Source organism: Paraburkholderia heleia NBRC 101817, from assembly GCF_000739775.1.
GTDB classification, from domain to species: domain Bacteria; phylum Pseudomonadota; class Gammaproteobacteria; order Burkholderiales; family Burkholderiaceae; genus Paraburkholderia; species Paraburkholderia heleia.
In genome coordinates this window covers 1-20,960 of the sequence record NZ_BBJH01000007.1, presented here as the reverse complement: position 1 = coordinate 20,960, position 20,960 = coordinate 1, and the positions used below count along the sequence as shown (strand labels likewise).

The following is a 20,960-nucleotide window of genomic DNA, read 5'->3' as shown; positions in this document are numbered from 1 at the left end:
GAGCTAGAAGTATGCCAAGTGGTTGAAAGCGGGTATTCGCTCGTCAAGCAGCCAGTCTTAAGCATTCTTTAGAGCATTCTGCTGTCGGGGTCTGCAGGGCAGATTTGCTGTCAAACTCGCGCTATAAAGGAGTTCCATGATTCTCGTAACGGGCGGCGCCGGCTTTATCGGCGCCAACTTTGTGCTTGACTGGCTGGGTCAGTCTGACGAAGCGGTGCTGAACGTAGACAAGCTGACCTACGCAGGCAATCTTGGAACGCTGCAATCCCTGCAGGGCAATCCGAAGCACGTCTTCGCGCGCGTGGACATCTGTGACCGGGCGGCGCTCGACGCGCTCTTCGCCGAGCACAAGCCGCGTGCGGTGCTGCATTTCGCAGCGGAAAGCCACGTCGACCGTTCGATCCACGGTCCGGCCGATTTTGTTCAGACCAATGTGGTCGGCACCTTTACGCTGCTTGAAGCGGCGCGGCAATACTGGAACGATTTGCCTGAAACCGAAAGGGCGGCATTCCGCTTCCTGCATGTGTCTACCGACGAGGTGTTCGGTTCGCTCTCCATAACCGACCCGCAGTTCTCTGAAACTACACCGTACGCGCCCAACAGCCCGTACTCAGCGACCAAGGCCGGCTCGGACCATCTCGTACGTGCTTACCACCACACGTATGGCCTGCCCACGCTCACCACGAATTGCTCGAATAACTACGGCCCATACCAGTTCCCCGAAAAGCTCATTCCGCTGATGATTGCCAATGCACTCGCCGGCAAGCCACTGCCCGTGTACGGCGACGGTCAGAACGTGCGTGACTGGCTATACGTGGGCGACCACTGCAGCGCGATCCGCGAAGTGCTCGCGCGCGGTCAGAGCGGCGAAACGTATAACGTTGGCGGCTGGAACGAAAAGAAGAATCTCGAAGTCGTGCATACGTTGTGCGATTTGCTTGACGAACTGCGCCCGAAGGCTGCAGGCTCGTACCGCGACCAGATCACCTATGTGACGGACCGCCCCGGCCATGATCGCCGCTACGCGATCGATGCGCGCAAACTCGAGCGTGAACTGGGTTGGAAGCCGGCCGAGACGTTCGAGACGGGTCTGGCAAAGACTGTGCGCTGGTATCTCGACAACCAGGCGTGGGTCGACGAAGTGGCTTCCGGCGACTACCGCAAGTGGGTTGAGACCAACTACGCGCAACGCGCGTAAAGGTACCGTCATGGCACGCAAGGGCATCATTCTCGCTGGCGGGTCGGGAACCCGTCTCTATCCCATTACCCACGTCGTATCGAAGCAGCTGCTGCCGGTCTACGACAAGCCCATGATTTATTATCCGCTGTCCACGCTGATGGTGGCGGGTATTCGTGACGTCCTGATCATCTCGACGCCGCAAGACACGCCTCGCTTCGAGGCCATGCTCGGCGACGGCAGTCAGTGGGGCATGAATATCCAGTACGCGGTTCAGCCATCACCCGATGGTCTGGCCCAGGCCTTCATCATTGGCCGCGATTTCGTGGGCAACAATCCGTCGGCGCTGATTCTCGGCGACAACATTTTTTACGGTCACGACCTCGCGAAGCAACTCGAGCACGCGAACGGACAGGAAGACGGTGCAACCGTGTTCGCGTATCACGTGCACGATCCCGAACGCTATGGCGTGGTGGAGTTCGACAAGCAGTTTCGGGCCCTCTCGATCGAAGAGAAGCCAGCGAAACCGCGCTCCAACTACGCGGTCACGGGCCTGTACTTCTACGACAAGCAGGTCTGCGATATCGCGGCGGATATCAAGCCTTCGCCGCGCGGCGAGCTCGAAATCACCGATGTCAATTCGCGCTATCTCGCCAACGGTGCGCTCGATGTCGAGATCATGGGGCGCGGTTACGCGTGGCTCGATACGGGCACGCACGATTCGCTGATCGAGGCAGCCACTTTCATTGCCACGCTGCAAAAGCGCCAGGGTCTGGTGGTCGCGTGCCCTGAGGAGATTGCGTTCCGGCAGCGCTGGATCAGCCCGCAGCAACTTGAGACGTTGGCTGCTCCGCTGTTGAAGAACGCCTACGGGCGCTATCTGCAAAATCTACTTTCGGACCCCCTGGCATGGCCATCAATGTAATAGCGACTGCTTTGCCGGACGTCAAGATCATCGAGCCCAAAGTGTTCGGTGATGAGCGAGGCTTCTTTTACGAAAGTTTCAATGCACGTGACTTCGCGAGCGCAGCGGGCGTTCGTGCAGAGTTTGTCCAGGACAACCATTCGCGCTCTGTGAGGGGCGTGCTGCGCGGCTTGCATTACCAGATTCAGCACCCGCAGGGAAAGCTCGTGCGCGTGGTGAGTGGTGAAGTGTTCGACGTGGCGGTCGATATCCGCCGCAGTTCGCCGAGCTTCGGCAAGTGGGTGGGCGTGTACCTGTCTGCCGACAACAAGCGACAACTTTGGGTGCCTCCCGGTTTCGCACACGGATTCTGCGTGACCTCAGAAAGCGCCGAGTTCCTTTATAAGACGACCGACTACTGGTACCCGGAGTTCGAGCGCAGCCTGCTGTGGAACGACCCGGCGCTAGGAGTCGAATGGCCGCTCGACGGGGCGCCTCAAGTTGCCGCGAAAGATGCGGCAGGGCGGTCACTCGCCGAAGCAGAGGTATTCGCATGAGGATTCTGCTGACTGGCCGCAACGGGCAGGTCGGATGGGAACTTCGCCGTGCGCTGTCGCCGCTCGGCGAGATCGTCGCGTTTGATCGCAATGAAGCTGATCTGGCGAAACCGGAGACGCTGGCGAAGCTGGTCGCTTCGGTGCGTCCGCATGTGATCGTCAATGCGGCGGCTTATACAGCTGTTGACAATGCGGAGACCGACATGGCGCTCGCATACCGGGTGAACGCTGAAGCGGTCGGAGTGCTGGCAGAGGCCGCGCGCGAGCAAAACGCGCTGATGATCCACTACTCGACCGATTACGTGTTCGACGGCTTGTCGAGCACGCCGTACATCGAGACCGATCCGGTGGCGCCGTTGAACGCCTACGGCGCAAGCAAGCTGGCCGGCGAGCGGGCGATTGAAAACGCGGCTGGCGACTGGCTCACGCTGCGCACCACTTGGGTGTACGGCCCGCGCGGGCGCAACTTCCTGCGAACCATGCTGCGCGTGGCCGGAGAGCGGGACAGCCTGCGCGTGGTGGCCGATCAGACCGGTGCACCGACCTCGGCGCGCATGATTGCGGATCTGACGGCCCATGTGGTGTCGCAGGCACAACGCGAGCGCAACGCCGGCGAATTCGAGTCTGGCTTGTTCCATATGACGGCAGCGGGCCAGACGACGTGGCATGGATTCGCGAGCGCGATCATCGAGGGCGCGCGTGCGTCAGGGAAGATGGCGATCAAGGCAACGTCGATCGAGCCGATATCTTCGGCCGAGTATCCGACGCCGGCTCGTCGTCCGCTGTACTCCATGCTCGACAACGATAAGTTCGACCGGCGCTTCGGGCTCGGTCGCCTCGATTGGCGCGAAGGGCTGGCGCTGGCGCTTGGCGATCTTCTGGAGCAGTAAGCGCGTTCGGTATTGAAAACAGGAACAGGTATGGAATCACCAAAACGGCTGCTGCATCCGCTTGCAGTCGTGTACTCGCTCACAGAGAACTGGCATCTCATCGTGGAGTTTGTCAAACGCGAGGTTGCCGGCCGCTACAAGGGTTCGTTTCTCGGACTCTTCTGGTCGTTCATTACGCCGCTGTTGATGTTGAGCATCTACACATTTGTGTTTGGCTTCGTGTTCAAGTCGAGATGGCGGGCGGGCTCCACCGATCACATCGAATTTGCCGTTGTCATGTTCGTGGGTGTGCTTACGCATACCTTGCTGTCGGAGTGTCTGACGCGTGCACCGATGCTCGTTGTCGGCAATCCGAACTACGTCAAGAAGGTGGTCTTCCCGCTGCAGACGCTGCCGTGGATCGCGATTGGAACAGCGTTGTTCCATATGCTGGTGGCGTCCGTGATCCTGTTAGTCGCGATCCTGCTGTGGCAAGGTCATATTCCCTGGACGGTGATTTTTGTACCCGTGATCCTGCTGCCCTTTGTCGTCCTGACAGCTGGCCTCGTCTGGTTCCTGGCGTCCTTCGGGGTGTTCATGCGCGACCTGGGGCAAGTGATGGGCATCGTGTCGTCCTTGCTCATGTTCATGGCCCCGGTCTTCTATCCGCTCTCGTCGGTGCCGCCGCGTCTGCAAGCGATCATCATGCTGAACCCGCTTACTTTCGTCATCGATCAAATTCGTACCGTCGCCATTTGGGGTGGCCAGGTCAACTGGGCCGGCTGGCTTTTGTACTCAGTGATCGCGTACGTCGTCGCATCGCTCGGTCTCCTCTGGTTTGAAAAGACGCGCAAGGGGTTCGCCGATGTCCTCTAATACTGCTCAGCCGATCGCAGTCGAGGTCAAGGGCCTCAGCAAACGATACGAGATTTATTCGGACCCGCAAGATCGTCTCAAGCAGATGATCTTTCCTCGTGTGTCGCGATTGTTCGGCAAACAACCGAAGGAGTATTTTCGCGAGTTCTGGGCGCTTCGCAAGGTCGACTTGACGATCGAGCGCGGGGAGACCGTGGCGATCATCGGACAGAACGGTTCCGGCAAGTCAACCTTTCTCCAGCTTGTGTGCGGCACGCTTTTCCCGACCGAAGGGCTGGTGGCACGCAACGGTCGTGTTGCCGCGTTGCTTGAACTTGGCGCCGGTTTCAATCCCGAGTTCACCGGTGAAGAGAATGTGTATCTCAGCGGCATGCTGTATGGGCTCACCGAATCGCAGTTGAAAGAGCGCTACGACTCCATCATCGAGTTTGCGGAGATCGGCGATTTTGTGTCGCAGCCGGTGAAGACCTATTCGAGCGGCATGTACGTCCGGCTGGCATTTGCCATTGCGGCACACGTCGACGCGGATGTCCTGGTGGTCGACGAAGCATTGTCTGTCGGCGATGTGCGTTTCACGCAGAAATGCATGCGGTTCTTGCGCGGATTTCAGAAGACAGGAACGCTACTGTTCGTGAGCCACGATGTCGGCGCGGTGACCAGCCTGTGCTCTCGCGCTGTCTGGCTCGATCATGGTTCGGTGCGCATGGATGGGTCGGCCAAAGAGGTGGTCGAGGCTTATCTTGCCGAGCAGCATGTGCTCGATCGCAAGGCACAGGGCGTGGCCGTGACCGCGGCAAAGTCCGAGCGGGCTAAGGCCAAGATGAAAGCACTTGATGTTGTCGATCCGCGGCTCGATCAACTGAGGCCCGCGAACTCCATCAAGGTATTTGAATTCGATCCGGAGGCGCATGAGAGCGCATTCGGTGCGGGCGGGGCTTCGATCGTCGATGTCGCTCTGATTGACCAGGATGGACGGCAGGGGCAACTCATGCAGGGCGGGGAACTGGTTACCCTTCAGCTGAAAGTCGCCGTGCACAAGCAGATGGCTGGACTGATCTTTGGCTTCTACGTGAAGGATCGTTTGGGGCAACGGTTGTTCGGCGATAACTCGCACCTGAGTTACGAAGACGTGATCGAAGGAAGCGAGGGCGACGTCTTTGTTGCCTCTTTCCGGTTCCGCATGCCGATCCTGCCAGTTGGTGCGTACTCCATCGACGCGGCGGTTGCATCCGGCACCCAGGACGATCACACACAACAGCATTGGCTCCACGACGCATTGCAGTTCCGCACCGTCGACAGCACGATGCGTCACGGCTTGATTGGCATCCCTATGCTCAGTATTAGCGTCGAAAAAGAGAGGTCACTGGCGTGATCGAGTTCACCGGTGAACGGTATGTCCCGACCGAAGAAGGGGACATGCGCTATGAACATTTGCACCGTTATGGTTGGGCCGCGCAGACCGTCAAGGGTTTGCATGTGCTGGACATTGCCTGCGGTGAAGGATACGGCTCGGCCATTCTGGCCAAATATGCCAAGGCTGTGACTGGCGTCGACATTTCGCAAGAAGCGGTCGACCATGCAGTCGAGTTGTACGGCAATGTCTCGAATCTCTCCTTCAAGCAGGGAAGCGCAACGGAGATTCCGTTGGCCGACGCGAGCGTCGACGCGGTCGTCTCGTTCGAGACACTCGAACACCTGACGCAGCACGACGAAATGCTTGCGGAGATCCACCGTGTACTTAAGCCGGGCGGTTTTCTCATACTGTCGTCGCCCAACAAGCAGGTGTACTCGGACGATCGCAACTTCCATAACGAATTTCACGTTCGGGAGTTGTATTTCGAAGAACTCGACGCGCTGGTGAAACGCTATTTCGGCGGCGTCACTTACTATGGACAGCGCCTGGCCACGAGTTCGGTCATTCTCCCGGAAGACCGGCAAGACGCTGCGTATTCCGCGCTCACACTCGATCAGGCGGGCGTATCCGTCCGGACACCGAAACTCGGCGCGATCATGTACTACCTGGCGGTCTGTTCGAAGGATGCTGAGCATGGGCAGCCCAGGCTGGAGGCATCGGTTTTCTTCGAAGAGGGTAGCGATCTCTATGCCCGGCAAGAGGAACTTGCGGTATGGGCAAATAGCCAGACCAGTGAAATCGAGGCGCGCGACATTGAGATTCGCCGATTGCAAGGTGAATTTGCTGACCGGACAGCTTGGGCCTTGTCGCTTGACGAGGAACTTCAGCTGCTGAAAGCGACCGGGAAGACTGACACGTCCAGCCTCCGCGAAATGCATGAGGCACTTCAGCGCGAACGCGACGAATTGCGAACGGTACTCGGCCGAATGCAAGTTGAACTCCAGCGGCTCAGATTGATTGAAAGCGGCGACAGCTCCGCCATCCTCGAGAGGTATGACGCAATTCGCCATGAGCGCGACGAATTGCAGACGGGTCTCGGCCAATTACAGGGCGAACTGGTAAGGCTCCACGCGTCCACCTCGTGGAAGATCACACGCCCGCTGCGCGGCTTGGTGCGGCTCGCCCGAGGCGATTTTTCGCCGATACTGCAGCCGCTTCGCCCCCACGCCAAACGCTGGGCGCGTTCGGCTTACAAGTCGCTGCCGCTCAGTCACGGACAAAAGAGCAAACTCGCCAATTTGCTATTTCGCGTTGCTGGCCCGTTGTTCGAAGGCGTGGTGTTTTACGAAACATGGAAGCGTCAGCGCGCGCCGCTGACCCAGATTTTGGGGCGCCCGAAAATCAAGCCGGAAGAGTTCGACTCGGTGCTCGCCGCCTTGAAGCTGCCGGTGGTGGAGAATCCACTGGTATCGGTTGTCATACCGGCGTACGGTAATTTGCCGTACACACTCGCCTGTGTTCGGTCGATCGTCGAGCATATGCCAGCCGTTTCGATCGAAGTCATTGTTGCCGAAGACGCGTCCGGAGACACAGATATTCTGCGGATGCAAGAGATCCCGGGTCTTCGCTTCCTGTCGAACCCGACCAATCTGGGCTTCATCGGTTCGTGCAATCACGCGGCGACGCACGCTCGCGGCGAGTACGTTTACTTCCTGAACAACGACACGGAAGTCACGTCCGGCTGGCTCGACTCGATGATCGCATTGTTCAACGCGCGACCCGATTGCGGCATGGTGGGTTCCAAGCTCGTCTATCCCGATGGTCGTCTGCAGGAAGCGGGCGGGATCATGTGGAAGGACGGCTCCGCGTGGAATTTCGGGCGTCTCGACGATCCGTCGAAAAGCGCCTACAACTATGTCAAGGAAATCGACTACGCCTCGGGTGCGTCGTTGCTGCTCCGAAAGGAGCTATGGGACGAACTGGGTGGTTTCGATGAGTACTATCTGCCGGCCTACTGCGAAGACTCCGATCTGGCATTCAAGGTCCGTCAGGCGGGTAAGAAGGTCTATTACCAGCCGGAGTCGGTCATCGTCCACTATGAAGGGATTTCGAACGGAACGGACACGGGATCTGGCATCAAGGCTTACCAGGTCGAGAACCAGAAGAAGTTTCGTGAGCGTTGGCACGAGGTCCTCAACTCGCAGCACTTCGATAATGGCACGCATGTGAGTGCGGCGCGTGATCGCACGCGTAACCGCAAGACCGTTTTGATCGTTGACCACTATGTTCCGCAGCCCGATCGCGATGCGGGATCTCGCTCGCTGATCTGCTTCATTCGCGTGTTTCTCGAGATGGGGCTTAACGTCAAGTTCTGGCCGCAGAATCTCTGGTACGACGAAGCCTACGTGAAGCCGTTGCAGCAAATGGGCGTCGAGGTCTTTTATGGTCCACAGTTCATCGATGGCTTTGATGAATGGATCAAGAATACCGATCAAACCATCGACTTCGCATTTTTGAATCGGCCGTATGTCAGCGAGCCGTTCATCGAGCCGCTGCGCAAGTATGCACCCACTGCCAGGTTGCTCTACTACGGCCACGATCTGCACTTCGAGCGCACCTTGAAGCAAGCGGAGGTATCGGGTGAGCAGAAATTGCTGCGCCAGGCCGAAAGCGAGCGCCAGCTTGAGCTGAAAGTCTGGAACTCAGTCGATCGGGTGTATTACCCATCGGCGACGGAAGCCGAGACCGTCAACAAGATGGCGCCTGGCGTGGCAGCGCGTGCATTGCCGCCTTACTTTTTCGAGCCCCGTCCGGACAACGAGAACGAGGATACGTTGCACGAGCGCAGCCAGATTGTTTTCGTCGCTGGGTTTGGTCATCCACCCAACGTCGACGCGGCGAAGTGGCTCGTGAACGAGATCATGCCGCGCATTAGTGCGGAACTGCCGCACATACAGCTTTCGCTGGTCGGCTCCAATCCGACCGACGAGGTGAAGGCGCTGGCCGGGCCCAAGGTGGTGGTAACCGGGTATGTGACCGACGAGCGGCTGGCCGAACTGTATGAGCTCGCGCGCGTGGCCGTGGTGCCCTTGCGCTTTGGCGCGGGTGTCAAAAACAAGGTCGTTGAGGCAATGAACTTTGGCACGCCGCTTGTGACGACTCCCGTTGGCGTTCAGGGGCTGGCGGGTCTCGAAGACATTCTGCCTGTGACCGACGATCCGGCTGTGTTTGCCTCCAGCGTGATCGAACTGGTGCGCAATGACGCGAACTGGTTCCGTGTTGCAGAGGCGGGGCGGGCTTACGTCGCCGCGAACTTCTCGAGCGCGGCAATTCGTGAAGTGTTTGCGCAAGATCTGGATTTCAACCATTGATTTATCGCTTATGACGACCTCTTACGTACCCGGAACGGTGCGCGCGCGCGCACCGCTGCGACTTGGACTTGCTGGCGGTGGCACGGACGTTTCTCCGTATTCCGACGATTTCGGCGGGCTTGTGCTGAACGCCACCATTGACAAGTTCGCGTATGCGACGATTACGCCCCGCCAGGACGGCATCGTCGAGCTGGTGGCCGCGGACAACTCCGTGCACTGGTCGGGCACGGCTACGGCCTCCCTTGACCTGGTTAAGGGCCTGGAGTTACACGTCGGCGTGTACAACCGGATCGTTCGTGACTACAACGCGGGCGAGCCGCTGTCCGTGCATGTGACGACGCACTCCGAAGCGCCGCCTGGATCGGGGCTGGGCTCGTCGTCGACGATGGTGGTGGCGTTGGTCCATGCCTTCGTTGAGTACCTGCAGATTCCGCTCGGCGAATATGACATTGCGCAACTTGCTCACGATATCGAACGCGTGGATCTTGCGTTTGCTGGCGGTAAGCAGGACCAGTACGCCGCCACGTTTGGCGGCTTCAATTTCATGGAGTTCTACAAGGACCGGGTGATCGTCAACCCGTTGCGCGTGAAGCATTCGGTGCGCGCGGAACTCGAGTCTTCGTTGGTCCTGTTTTACACGGGCGTGTCCCGCGAGTCTGCGCGGATCATTCAGCAGCAGACCGATAGCGTGAAGAGCGGCAACTCGACGTCGCTTGACGCATTGCACCGTGTGAAGGAAGAAGCCGTAAAGATGAAAGAAGCCATCCTCAAGGGTGACTTCGACAGTTTCGCCGAGTCGATGCGTCTCTCGTGGATCTCGAAGAAGCTGATGGCTACGAGCATCAGCAACGCGAGCATTGACGCCATTTACGACGCGGCAATTGCGGCTGGCGCGCGTGCGGGTAAAGTGTCCGGCGCAGGCGGCGGCGGTTTCATGATGTTCATCGTTGACCCGACAAAGCGACCAGACGTGATTCGCGCCCTGGAACAATTCAACGGTCAGGTATTTACCTGCAATTTCACCGAACATGGTGCGTATTCCTGGAGGACCTAATGAAAGACACGATCCGGAATGAAATTTCGAAGGCAATCGACCTCTTCACCGCAATTCACGCCGACGAAGTCCTGCTGGATAAGGTTGCCGGTTTCGCACAGAAGATCGTCGACACGTTCAAGGCCGGCAACAAGGTACTGATCGCCGGTAACGGCGGCAGCGCGGCCGATGCGCAGCACATTGCGGGCGAATTCGTCAGCCGCTTCAATTTCGACCGCCCAGGTTTGCCCGCGTTTGCGTTGACCACCGACACTTCGGCATTGACGGCCATCGGCAACGACTACGGCTACGAGAAAGTGTTTGCGCGCCAGGTCCAGTCCGGTGGCGTCAAGGGTGACTTTTTCTGGGGCATCTCGACGTCGGGCAAGTCGCCGAACGTCCTGCTCGCCATGGAAGAGGCCCGCAAGAAGGGTATGTACGTTGCGGGCTTCACCGGTGCAAGCGGCAATGCGATGCTGGAGCTGTGCGACTTGTGCATTGAAGTACCGTCGCGATCGACGCCGAAGATTCAGGAAGGTCATATCCTGCTGGCCCACATCATCTGTGGACTGGTTGAATCGAGCTTGTTCACCCCGGCATGATTCCCGCAATCGTTCTCGCTGGCGGACTCGGAACGCGCCTTCGTTCGGTTGTGCCTGATCTGCCAAAGCCGATGGCTACGGTGGCGGGCAAGCCGTTTCTGTGGTGGGTCCTGCGCCGTCTCGAGCAGCAGGGTATTGCCGATGTCTATTTGTCCGTGGGCTACAAGCGCGACGTGATTGAGGACTACTTCGGCGACACCTTCGGGGCACTGAAGGTGCACTACGTCGTCGAAGACGAGCCGCTTGGTACTGGCGGGGCCATCGCCCGGGCGATGGCCCAGATTGGTGGCGGCGAAGCGTTCGTGCTCAACGGCGACACGATGACCATTGTCGATTTCGACGAACTGCGCTCCGCGGGTGCATCGGGTGAGGCCGACGTCGTTATGGCGGTGGCGCAGCTTGATGATGTAGCCCGGTACGGTGCAGTGGATTTCGACGCCGCCGCGCCGCGCCGCGTTACCGCATTCCGCGAGAAGGGGCAGACGGGTGCGGGCTACATCAATGCCGGGGTCTATCTGGTCAAGCGAGCCTCGTTCATGGGCTATGTGAATCAGGAGCGCTTCTCGTTCGAGCAGGATTTTTTGCATGCGCATCTTGCCGAGCTTCAGGTGCATGCGGTTCCGGCTGTTAGTCAGTTGATCGATATTGGTGTGCCGGAAGACTACGCGCTGGCACAGACGCTCGTACCGCAGATGGTGGCTTGAGACAATGGCAGCATTGAAACGCGCGCTGTTTCTCGATCGCGATGGGGTCGTCAATGTCGATATTGGTTACCTGCATCGCGCAGAGGACTGCGTGTTCGTACCGGGAATTTTTGAGCTGGTGCGTGAGGCGCGTGAAGCGGGCTACGACGTGTTCGTCGTGACCAACCAGGCGGGGATCGCACGCGGCTACTATAGCGAAGAGACGTTTGCGGTTTTCACGAAGTGGATGCTTGAGCAATTCGCTGCGCAGGGTGCGCCGATCACGCAGGTGTATTACTGTCCGCATCACCCGACCGCGGGGATTGGTCAGTATGGAGTAGTCTGCGACTGCAGGAAGCCAGCGCCGGGGATGTTGTTAAAGGCGGCGCGTGAACATGGAATTGATTTGAGTCGATCGGTTATGGTCGGCGATGCGATCACCGACATGGAGGCGGCCCGCGCGGCGGGAGTGTGCCAGTGTTACTGGCTGCAAAATCCAGCGGGTGGCGATGAGGCAGGTGAGGACGTTGTGCGCGTTTCGGCGCTTGCCGACGTTTCACAGCGAATTGCTCCACCAACTGACGCGTCGAGGTGACCGTGCGGTTGGGCCGTGTTGCAAGCGCTATGACTTCAGCCATCGTGTGTCCGCGGTTTTTCAGCTGGAAGCGTGCCCTGAGCTTTGGGGCATCGGTTGGTGAAATTTGGACCAGGTTGGCTGGTGGCTTATTGAGTATATTGGCCCCCAAGCAGTCGCAGTGGGGTGGCGTCGAAGACGACGGCTGATGACTAGCCACGTCGCGTACACGATGTTTTTTGCCGGAGCGTTCACGTTTGGCGCCTCGAAGTGGATCGTTCCGCACTTATGGCATGGCGTCGCATTGGCGCTGACGCTGTATTTGACGAGCGGTACGGCGCACGTGATCGCATTCTACTTGTTCGTAATCTGGGCGATTCTCTTTGTCGGTGGCCTGCAATGGCTCGGACGGCTGGTTCGTCCCAGGAACGATGTGAGCTATGGTGTCTATATCTATGGCTGGCCGAGTGCCCAGATCATACTGTTGACAGTCACGGCTCATATGAGCCCCTATATTTTGGCTGCGCTGTCGCTTTGTCTCGCCGGTTTTTTCGCTGCCCTCAGTTGGCGTTTGATCGAGAAACCCTCTATCACCATGGGAAGGCATATTGCCTCGCTCAACTTTCGTGGGTGGATTCGCTTTTTGTGTGGTGCTAGGATGATTGAGGACATTTATGCGAAGCGGGTTTTTGGCTCGATGTGCGCCCTGCTGGTCGTTTGCGTACTTATGCAGCACATCACGTATAGCCATGCATTCGTACCGGTGACGAATATGGCAATGAAAATACGCGCGTTTGGGCCCACGGAAGGCAAGGCTGGCGTGCCGTTGAATGTGCAACCTGACGGCTCTTCCGCAATGTGGATTTCCGTTGATTCGGTGCCTCAAGAAGGGGCAACAGTCGTCTTTGCCGGACGCCGGCTGGTTACAGCATTAGGAAAGGATGTCGTGACGGCTACGGTAGACCAGAATCTGGTCGCGCATGCCGGAGAGAAACCGATCTTTATTGAGCGTCGACTTCTGGATCATGTCGAGCGGTCGAACGCGGTCGCAATGAATATCACCCAGTGACTGGTTCGGGAAGCGAACCAACGGGTGGGTTGGTTGTTCGGGCCATCGGATAGGTTGCTTAACCAGCGCGCCAGAGCGAGTGGGGCGGATCCTGAATGGCTACACGCTCTGAAGGGTACCCGGAATCCGCTGACTTCCGATGTGTTGATCGCTATATAATTTCGAGATACCGCTTTACCAGCAACGAACTAAGGCGACGATAGCTTGTTGTCCCAAATCGACTCCGGGAGCCTCCGCGGGGACCGGCAAGGGTTACCGCGCGCGGTACGGCGCCCGAAGAACCGCCGGGCGCGTTTGATGCAGTCGCAAAGCATAGTCGGTCAGTTTGAGAGAACGCGAGGCGCAGTTGGCGCTGCAACACAAACGCCCAGCGGCAGAGTAAGACATACATAGGGATTTTGATGAAAGCAGTCATTCTTGCCGGTGGCCTTGGCACGAGGATTTCCGAGGACACGATTAATCGTCCCAAGCCAATGATTGAGATTGGCGGCAAGCCGATCCTTTGGCACATCATGAAGGTCTACTCGACCTACGCAATCAACGAGTTCGTCATTTGCTGCGGTTATAAGGGCTACGTCATCAAGGAATACTTCGCGAACTACTTCCTGCACACCTCTGATGTCACGTTCGACATGCAGACGAACGCCATGGAAGTGCATCAGCGATACGCGGAACCTTGGCGCGTGACGCTCGTCGACACGGGCGAAAGCACCATGACCGGCGGCCGCCTGCGGCGTGTCAAGGACTTCGTCAAGGACGAGGACGCTTTTTGCTTTACCTACGGCGACGGGGTGAGCGATATCAATATTGCCGACCTCATTGCTCACCACCGGCGCAATGGGACAATGGCGACGTTGACTGCTACTTATCCGCCTGGCCGTTTCGGAGCACTCGACATCCGCGGCGGCAGGGTGCATTCGTTCCGGGAAAAGCCGAATGGCGACGGGGGGATGATCAATGGGGGATTTTTTGTGCTATCCCCGAAGGTGATCGACTTGATTCAGGATGACTCGACGGTATGGGAACGCGAGCCGCTCGAGCAGCTTGCGGGCAGCGGTCAATTGACCGCCTACGAGCACAACGGATTCTGGCAGCCGATGGACACGCTAAGGGACAAGAATTTGCTCGAGTCCCTTTGGCAAAGCGGCAATGCGCCTTGGAAGACCTGGAAATGACGCCCTCTTTCTGGCAAGACAAGCGCGTCTTTCTTACCGGGCACACCGGTTTCAAGGGGAGCTGGCTAACCCTTTGGCTGCAGTCTATGGGTGCTCACGTCACCGGTTTCGCGCTGTCGCCTAACACCGAGCCCAATCTGTACACGCGTGCTCGCGCAGCCGACGGCATCGACTCCGTTATAGGGGACATCCGCGACGCGGTAAGCCTGCGCAATGCAATGGAGCGTGCACGGCCTGACATCGTCATCCATATGGCGGCTCAACCGCTGGTTCGAGAGTCTTATCTGAATCCGGTTGATACGTACGCGACCAATGTGATGGGCACGATCAACGTGCTCGAGGCGATACGGAGCCTCAGTACAGTTCGTGCGGCGGTGATAGTCACGACTGATAAGTGCTACGAAAATCATGAGTGGGAGTGGGGCTACCGCGAAAACGAGCCGATGGGTGGTTACGACCCGTACAGCAGCAGCAAAGCCTGCACGGAGCTGGTGACTTCGGCCTACCGGAACTCGTTTTTTAATCCGGCTCGACATGCGGAGCACGGCGTAGCAATTGCAAGCGCACGCGCGGGAAACGTAATCGGCGGAGGCGATTGGGCGACCGATCGGCTGGTGCCGGACATCGTCCGCGCCCTTCGCCGCGGCGAGGCAGTGAAAGTTCGGAGCCCTCGCGCGATACGGCCGTGGCAGCATGTTCTCGAGCCACTGGCGGGATATCTGCGGCTCGCCGAAGCGCTCTATGCCAGCGGGCCACAATTCGGCGAGGCTTGGAATTTCGGGCCATACGATTCGGACGCCCAACCTGTCGGGTTCATTGTGGCGGAACTGGTGCGGCAGTGGGGAGGGGATGCAAGCTGGGTTCTGGATACCGACCAGCATCCCCACGAGGCGGCGTATCTAAAACTAGACTGTTCCAAGGCGCGCGCCAGACTAGATTGGAAACCGCGATGGAACCTTGCACTGGCGCTTGAGAACATTGTCAGTTGGTACAAAGCAGAAGCGCGCGATGAAGATATGCGCGCATTCACGTTGAATCAAATTGATCGCTACGTGCGACTTTGAAGTAAGTATAGCTATGAATAAAGATCAGCTCCGCGAACAAATTGCCCATCTCGTCCGTCAGTATGGAGAGATGGCTACCAAAGCCCCAGAGTTCGAACCTGGAATCACCGTCGTGCCGCCTTCCGGAAAGGTCATTGGCGCGCGCGAAATGGAACTGATGGTTGAAGCTTCCCTGGATGGCTGGCTGACGACAGGGCGCTTTAACGAACAGTTCGAAAAAAAGCTGGCCGAGTACATTGGCGTCCAGTACCTGATGACGGTGAACTCCGGCTCTTCGGCGAATCTCATTGCGTTCTCAACGCTGACCTCTCCGAAGCTTGGCGAGCGTGCCATTCGCCAGGGAGACGAAGTCATCGGCGTCGCGGCTGGATTTCCCACGACGGTGAATCCGATCATCCAGTTTGGTGCTGTGCCCGTCTTCGTCGACGTCGAACTGGGCAATTACAACATCGATCCCAGCAAGATCGAGGCCGCCATTTCGCCGAAGACGAAAGCGATCATGCTCGCGCATACGCTTGGTAATCCCTACAACCTGGATGTCATCGTCGCGTTGTGCAAGAAGCACAATCTGTGGTTGATCGAGGACTGCTGCGACGCGCTGGGATCGACGTATCGTGGTCAGCGAGTCGGTACGTTCGGTGACATCGGTACGCTCAGCTTCTACCCGGCGCATCACATTACGATGGGCGAGGGTGGCGCGGTGTTCACGAACAATCCCGAACTGAAGCTCATCGCGGAATCGTTCCGCGATTGGGGGCGTGACTGCTATTGCGCGCCTGGCAAGGACAATACCTGCGGGAAGCGTTTTTGCTGGAAGCTCGGCGATCTTCCGGAAGGATACGACCACAAGTACACCTATTCTCACTTGGGTTACAACCTGAAGATCACGGACATGCAGGCCGCCTGTGCGCTGGCGCAGCTTGACCGGCTCGATGGCTTTGTGCAAGCACGTAAGGACAATTTTGCGTTCCTTCACGAGCGTCTTCAGTCTTGCAGCGAATTCCTCATCCTTCCGGCGGCGACGCCGGAATCTGATCCTTCCTGGTTCGGTTTCCCGATTACCTTGAAGCCGGATGCCGGGGTGCGCCGCGTCGATCTGCTCGGTTACCTCGATCAGCACAAGATCGGGACACGACTCCTCTTCGCGGGCAATCTTACGCGTCAGCCCTACATGAAGGGTCGTGAGTATCGCGTGAGCGGTACGCTCGAAAATACCGATGTCGTAATGAATGAGACGTTCTGGGTCGGAGTCTACCCGGGGTTGAGTTGCGAGATGCTCGAACACATTGCCGAGAAGATTGAAACCTTCCTTGGCGTGAATTTCTGAGCCGAAGGGCAATATGCGCCAAGCGCTACCACGAGAGGATCTTGACCACGTCGTTGGTTTGACTAGCGACATCTGGCGCAATCTGAGCGGAACCCGGTGGTTCGTGACCGGTGGTACCGGGTTTATCGGATCGTGGTTTCTGGAAGTGATCCAGCACGCGAACGAGTCTGTGAATGCCGACATTGACGTGGCGGTACTGAGTCGCACACCTCAGCGGGCGATAGAGTCGGCTCCGCATCTTTTTGACCCACGTAGCCGGATCACGTTGGTCGCTGGAGATGTCACGAGCTTTGCCACCAACATTGGTGCTATCGATGTGTGCGTACATGCGGCAACGGACGTGGGCGATACCACTAAAGCGGCCGACTATCAGCGCATATTCGACTCAGTGACACTCGGGACGCGGCGTGTTCTCGATGCTGCGATCGATAATGGAGCATCGCAGTTTCTTCTCACGTCGAGCGGTGCGGTATACGGAACGCAGCCTCCCGAGCTCGAGCGGATTCCTGAATCGTATGGCGGCGCCCCCGACCTGCTCGATTACCGCACGGCTTATGGGCAGGGCAAACGCGCTGCCGAGTGGCTGGCGACAACCGCTCTCAGTCGTGGCCTGCCTCGCGTCGCTATTGCCCGTATATTCGCGTTGCTCGGTCCTGGCCTGCCGCTCGATGGCCCGTTCGCCGCGGGAAACTTCATCCGCGATGCCCTGGCTGCGCGGCCGATCGCGATCCGCGATGGCCGTCCAGTTCGCAGCTATCTCTACGCTTCGGACGCTTGTATCTGGCTGTTGCGCATCCTCCTAAGCGGCGCAAACGGAGGCGCCTATAACCTCGGATCGGAGCGACCGGTATCGATTGCGGAACTCGCCAGCGCAATCGAGCGCTTGTTTGATCGCGAACCGCGAGCGGAGGCTTCAGACACTCCGTCAAGCGCTTTACCGCCAAGATACGTGCCGGACACAACGAAAGCCCGGGCTGGACTTGGCTTAGCCGAATACACGTCGCTCGAGGCGGCATTGACGAAGACCATAAACTGGAGCCGCGCAGCGGCAATAGCATGACGCGATTTAATTCGAAGCGTATTCGAAAGGCCATCCTTGAGATGGCGTTCAGCGGCTCTACCGTCCATATCGGTTGCGCTTTTTCGATTGTCGAGTTGTTGGCTGTGCTTTATCGCGGGCATCTGCAGGTTGACCCCAAAAACCCGGACTGGTCGAATCGCGACTATCTGGTTTTGAGCAAAGGCCATGGCGTCATGGCGCAATACGCTTGCCTTGGCGAATTGGGATGGATCGGTTCTGACGAACTCGAGAGGTACTTCGGCAACGGCACGCGGCTTAAGGGACTGGCAGATGCGCATGTGCCGGGTGTCGAAGCGACCACTGGATCGTTGGGGCATGGGATGCCGGTCGCCGTTGGTCTGGCGCTTGGTGCAAAGCGAAGCGTCACGAACCAGATGTGTTATGCACTTGTCGGCGATGGTGAGCTCAATGAAGGAACAATCTGGGAAGCGGCACTCTTCGCCAGCCAGTTCAAACTGGATAACCTGATAGTTATCGTCGACGTCAACGGCTTTCAGGCGATGGGCCGAACTGACGAAGTCATTGGACTTGGCGATATCCGAGCCAAGTTCGATGCGTTTGGCTTTGAGACTGTCTTGATCGACGGGCACGATGAAAACGCCATCGACGCGGCGTATGGTCGGCTCCGGATTTCGAAAAACGGCAAGCCGAAGGCGATCGTCGCACAAACGGTTAAGGGCAAGGGAGTTCCGTTCATGGAGAACAACAATGTCTGGCACTACACGCGTTTGAACGCTCAGACGTTTGGCGCTGCAATATCAGCACTGGAAGGCGACGCATGAGAGCAGCTTTTTCCGACGCGCTTGTCGCTCTCGCAAAGCGGGATCCGAAGGTCCTCTTGTTGACTGGCGACCACGGGTACGCGCTTTTCGATCCGTTCATCAAGGCGTGTGCCGATCAATACATGAATTGTGGCATTGCCGAGCAAAACATGGTCGGCGTTGCTGCCGGTCTCGCGAAAGCGGGATATAGACCATTCGTGTATGGACTCAGCGCGTTTGTGCCTATTCGCGTGCTCGAGCAGATCAAGATTGACGTCTGCTATGAAAATTTGCCGGTGACCCTGATCGGGGACGGTGCGGGCGTGGTGTACGCGCAACTTGGCACGAGTCATCAGTCCACAGAGGACATAGCGGTACTTCGCGCAGTTCCTCAAATCAATATTTACTCTCCCGCCGATCGGTTCGAACTCACCTCCTGCATGAACCGGATCTATGACGAAGGCCGGCCGGCGTATCTGCGAATGGGCAAAGCCGATCTCGGCGATGTCCATGGTGCGTTGCCCGATGCCGGGTCCGCGGACGATCTCGTTCCCGTCGGCGGCAACAGGGCGAGATACCTCTTTCTCGGAACCGGGTCGGGGGTCAAGCTGGCAGCACGAGTTGCACAGATTATCGGAGGCGCAGATGTCGTGTCGTGCCCCCGACTTAAACCGTTCCCTGAAGCCGCGCTGCATGAGATCGTCAAAGGCCGCGAGGGCATCGTGACATTCGAAGAGCATGCCATTGACGGCGGCTTGGGAAGCATAGTCGCTGAGCGTCTGCTCGGCTCGTATAGCGGCAAATTCCTTCGCATTGGCATCCAGGATCAGTTCAGTACACTGTGCGGCGACTATCGATTCCTGATGGAAAGCCACGGACTGGCGCCGGAAGCGGTGGCCGAACGGATTGTGAAGGCCTTTAATGCAGGCGCCTGAGACAGAGCAACCGCGTGCGGGCATAGAGGAAGAGGCTGCCGGTACGGGCAAGCATGGTGCGATCTCAATTACGCGTACTCACTGGCAGCTTCTGCGTTTTTTGATCGTCGGAGGCATCAATACAGTATTCGGATATTCCGTTTTTGCCGTCTTGACCTGGTTCGGCATGCGTTATCCCTTGGCTATTGGGCTCGCGACGGTTGCAGGCGTCAGTTTTAATTTTCAAAGCATTGGACGCCTTGTCTTTGGTGGTGCGCCGCGCTCCAGATTCTGGCGCTTTGTCGGCGTTTATTGCCTGGTTTACCTCTTCAATCTGGGCGGTGTTCGTCTTCTACTGGCTGCCGGCGCAAGTGTGTATGTTGCCAACGCCGTCGTCCTGCTGCCGCTCAGTCTGATTGCTTTTCTACTAAACCGCCGCTTCGTATTTCCACGCTCATGAAACATATCACAGTCGTTACGCCGTGCTATAACGAAGAAGAAAACGTCGAGGGTATCCACGAGGAGGTGCGTCGGATATTTTCCGATATTTCTACTGTGACGTACGACCATTTGTTTATTGACAATTGCTCTACTGACTCAACTGTTAGTAAGTTGCGTGCGATCGCTGCGAAGGACCCGGCGGTGGGGGTCATCGTGAATGCACGTAATTTCGGACACATTCGCTCGCCAATGTATGGATTGATGCAGGCAAAGGGTGATGCGGTAATTTTGCTGGTTGCTGATTTCCAGGATCCTCCGGAATTGATCACGCAATTCATCGACAAGTGGCTCGCAGGGGCGCCGATTGTTGTCGGGGTTAAACCGGAGGCGAAAGAGTCTGCAATCTTTTTTGCATTGCGACGCGCGTACTACCGGCTCGTCACGCGAATTGCAAACGTACGCCTGATTCAGAATTTCACCGGGTTCGGTCTCTATGATCGGAAGGTGATTGAGATAATTCGGAGGATCGATGACCCGTATCCTTATTTTCGCGGCCTGATTTGCGAAATAGGATTTAATGTCGTTCAGATTCCGTATGTCCAGCCGCGAAGAAAGCGGGGCATTTCGAAGAATAATTTCTATACGCTATATGACATAGCGATGCTTGGGATTACTTCTCATTCGAAAGTTCCGTTGCGGCTGGCGACGATCGCCGGATTTGCGATGGGGACACTAAGCCTGTTTGTATCAATCGCGTATCTGATTCTGAAGCTTGTTTTCTGGAACAAGTTTGCATTCGGAAGCGCCCCACTGCTCATCGGATTGTTCTTCTTTGCCTCTGTGCAGCTTTTTTTCACGGGGTTGCTCGGAGAGTATGTTGGAGCGATCCTGACGTATGTGATGAAGCGTCCCCTTGTTGTCGAGAGCGAACGAATTGGTCATGCCGCGAGCATGGCAGGCGACGCCGAACTGCCAAAGGATGAGATGTCCATATAGGGTTGGCATAGGGGGCCGAGTCGGGGAGCAATTCTCGACAGCGCGAGAGCTTTGGGTATTGGCTTTCACGAACTCCCTCCTCTGTGCCAGAGACGGCATTGCGCTGCTCGAGTTGCCTGGCGCTCCTGCCTA

Annotated in this window: 20 protein-coding genes; all 20 read left to right on the top strand. The window is 57.7% G+C overall.

All coding sequences use genetic code 11. The features are described from left to right. Window positions 1-136 precede the first annotated feature (136 nt). The 20 genes from rfbB (at window position 137) to BHE01S_RS07330 (ending at window position 20,828) form a co-directional block, all read left to right on the top strand. Window positions 137-1,198: a dTDP-glucose 4,6-dehydratase gene (rfbB, locus tag BHE01S_RS07420; RefSeq protein ID WP_042262236.1), complete on the top strand. Its 1,062-nt coding sequence runs from the start codon at window positions 137-139 to the stop codon at window positions 1,196-1,198. A 10-nt stretch (window positions 1,199-1,208) separates the two neighbouring features. Then, complete coding sequence (rfbA, locus tag BHE01S_RS07415) at window positions 1,209-2,102, top strand: glucose-1-phosphate thymidylyltransferase RfbA (protein ID WP_042262235.1); 894 nt, start codon at window positions 1,209-1,211, stop codon at window positions 2,100-2,102. Then, on the top strand, window positions 2,087-2,638 hold the full coding sequence (gene rfbC / locus BHE01S_RS07410) for a dTDP-4-dehydrorhamnose 3,5-epimerase (RefSeq protein ID WP_042262232.1): 552 nt from the start codon (window positions 2,087-2,089) through the stop codon (window positions 2,636-2,638). The genes rfbA and rfbC overlap by 16 nt, the downstream gene beginning before the upstream one ends. Next, the gene (rfbD, locus tag BHE01S_RS07405) at window positions 2,635-3,528 is read left to right on the top strand and encodes a dTDP-4-dehydrorhamnose reductase (protein ID WP_042262230.1); all 894 of its coding nucleotides are present in this window, start codon (window positions 2,635-2,637) and stop codon (window positions 3,526-3,528) included. Before rfbC ends, rfbD begins: the two co-directional genes overlap by 4 nt. 30 nt (window positions 3,529-3,558) lie before the next feature. After that, a complete protein-coding gene (locus tag BHE01S_RS07400) occupies window positions 3,559-4,383 on the top strand; it encodes an ABC transporter permease (RefSeq protein ID WP_042262228.1) in 825 nt (274 codons plus the stop codon). Continuing rightward, window positions 4,373-5,755 carry an ABC transporter ATP-binding protein gene (locus BHE01S_RS07395; RefSeq protein WP_042262226.1) on the top strand — a complete coding sequence of 461 codons (1,383 nt, stop codon included), beginning with the start codon at window positions 4,373-4,375 and terminating at the stop codon, window positions 5,753-5,755. Before BHE01S_RS07400 ends, BHE01S_RS07395 begins: the two co-directional genes overlap by 11 nt. Then, on the top strand, window positions 5,752-9,108 hold the full coding sequence (locus BHE01S_RS07390; protein ID WP_042262224.1) for a methyltransferase domain-containing protein: 3,357 nt from the start codon (window positions 5,752-5,754) through the stop codon (window positions 9,106-9,108). Before BHE01S_RS07395 ends, BHE01S_RS07390 begins: the two co-directional genes overlap by 4 nt. Window positions 9,109-9,118: 10 nt before the next feature. Next, window positions 9,119-10,162, top strand: coding sequence for a GHMP family kinase ATP-binding protein (locus tag BHE01S_RS07385; protein ID WP_042262221.1), 1,044 nt, complete (start codon window positions 9,119-9,121; stop codon window positions 10,160-10,162). Then, window positions 10,162-10,743 carry a D-sedoheptulose 7-phosphate isomerase gene (locus tag BHE01S_RS07380; protein WP_042262218.1) on the top strand — a complete coding sequence of 194 codons (582 nt, stop codon included), beginning with the start codon at window positions 10,162-10,164 and terminating at the stop codon, window positions 10,741-10,743. The genes BHE01S_RS07385 and BHE01S_RS07380 overlap by 1 nt, the downstream gene beginning before the upstream one ends. After that, window positions 10,740-11,447, top strand: coding sequence for a nucleotidyltransferase family protein (locus BHE01S_RS07375; protein WP_052405752.1), 708 nt, complete (start codon window positions 10,740-10,742; stop codon window positions 11,445-11,447). Before BHE01S_RS07380 ends, BHE01S_RS07375 begins: the two co-directional genes overlap by 4 nt. A gap of 4 nt (window positions 11,448-11,451) precedes the next feature. After that, window positions 11,452-12,021 carry a D-glycero-beta-D-manno-heptose 1,7-bisphosphate 7-phosphatase gene (gmhB, locus tag BHE01S_RS07370; protein WP_042262215.1) on the top strand — a complete coding sequence of 190 codons (570 nt, stop codon included), beginning with the start codon at window positions 11,452-11,454 and terminating at the stop codon, window positions 12,019-12,021. A 187-nt stretch (window positions 12,022-12,208) separates the two neighbouring features. Beyond that, complete coding sequence (locus BHE01S_RS07365; protein ID WP_042262213.1) at window positions 12,209-13,069, top strand: acyltransferase family protein; 861 nt, start codon at window positions 12,209-12,211, stop codon at window positions 13,067-13,069. A gap of 401 nt (window positions 13,070-13,470) precedes the next feature. Next, a complete protein-coding gene (rfbF, locus tag BHE01S_RS07360; RefSeq protein WP_042262211.1) occupies window positions 13,471-14,244 on the top strand; it encodes a glucose-1-phosphate cytidylyltransferase in 774 nt (257 codons plus the stop codon). After that, complete coding sequence (gene rfbG / locus BHE01S_RS07355; RefSeq protein ID WP_042262209.1) at window positions 14,241-15,308, top strand: CDP-glucose 4,6-dehydratase; 1,068 nt, start codon at window positions 14,241-14,243, stop codon at window positions 15,306-15,308. Before rfbF ends, rfbG begins: the two co-directional genes overlap by 4 nt. A 13-nt stretch (window positions 15,309-15,321) precedes the next feature. After that, on the top strand, window positions 15,322-16,635 hold the full coding sequence (gene rfbH / locus BHE01S_RS07350; protein ID WP_042262207.1) for a lipopolysaccharide biosynthesis protein RfbH: 1,314 nt from the start codon (window positions 15,322-15,324) through the stop codon (window positions 16,633-16,635). Window positions 16,636-16,648: 13 nt separating this feature from the next. Next, on the top strand, window positions 16,649-17,695 hold the full coding sequence (locus tag BHE01S_RS07345) for an NAD-dependent epimerase/dehydratase family protein (RefSeq protein WP_042262205.1): 1,047 nt from the start codon (window positions 16,649-16,651) through the stop codon (window positions 17,693-17,695). Further along, the gene (locus BHE01S_RS07340) at window positions 17,692-18,498 is read left to right on the top strand and encodes a transketolase (RefSeq protein ID WP_042262204.1); all 807 of its coding nucleotides are present in this window, start codon (window positions 17,692-17,694) and stop codon (window positions 18,496-18,498) included. The genes BHE01S_RS07345 and BHE01S_RS07340 overlap by 4 nt, the downstream gene beginning before the upstream one ends. Then, complete coding sequence (locus BHE01S_RS07335; protein ID WP_042262201.1) at window positions 18,495-19,412, top strand: transketolase family protein; 918 nt, start codon at window positions 18,495-18,497, stop codon at window positions 19,410-19,412. Before BHE01S_RS07340 ends, BHE01S_RS07335 begins: the two co-directional genes overlap by 4 nt. Continuing rightward, on the top strand, window positions 19,399-19,851 hold the full coding sequence (locus BHE01S_RS36565) for a GtrA family protein (protein ID WP_084068646.1): 453 nt from the start codon (window positions 19,399-19,401) through the stop codon (window positions 19,849-19,851). The genes BHE01S_RS07335 and BHE01S_RS36565 overlap by 14 nt, the downstream gene beginning before the upstream one ends. Further along, window positions 19,848-20,828, top strand: a complete 981-nt coding sequence (locus BHE01S_RS07330; RefSeq protein ID WP_042262199.1) for a glycosyltransferase family 2 protein — start codon at window positions 19,848-19,850, stop codon at window positions 20,826-20,828. Before BHE01S_RS36565 ends, BHE01S_RS07330 begins: the two co-directional genes overlap by 4 nt. The last annotated feature ends 132 nt before the right edge of the window (window positions 20,829-20,960 follow it).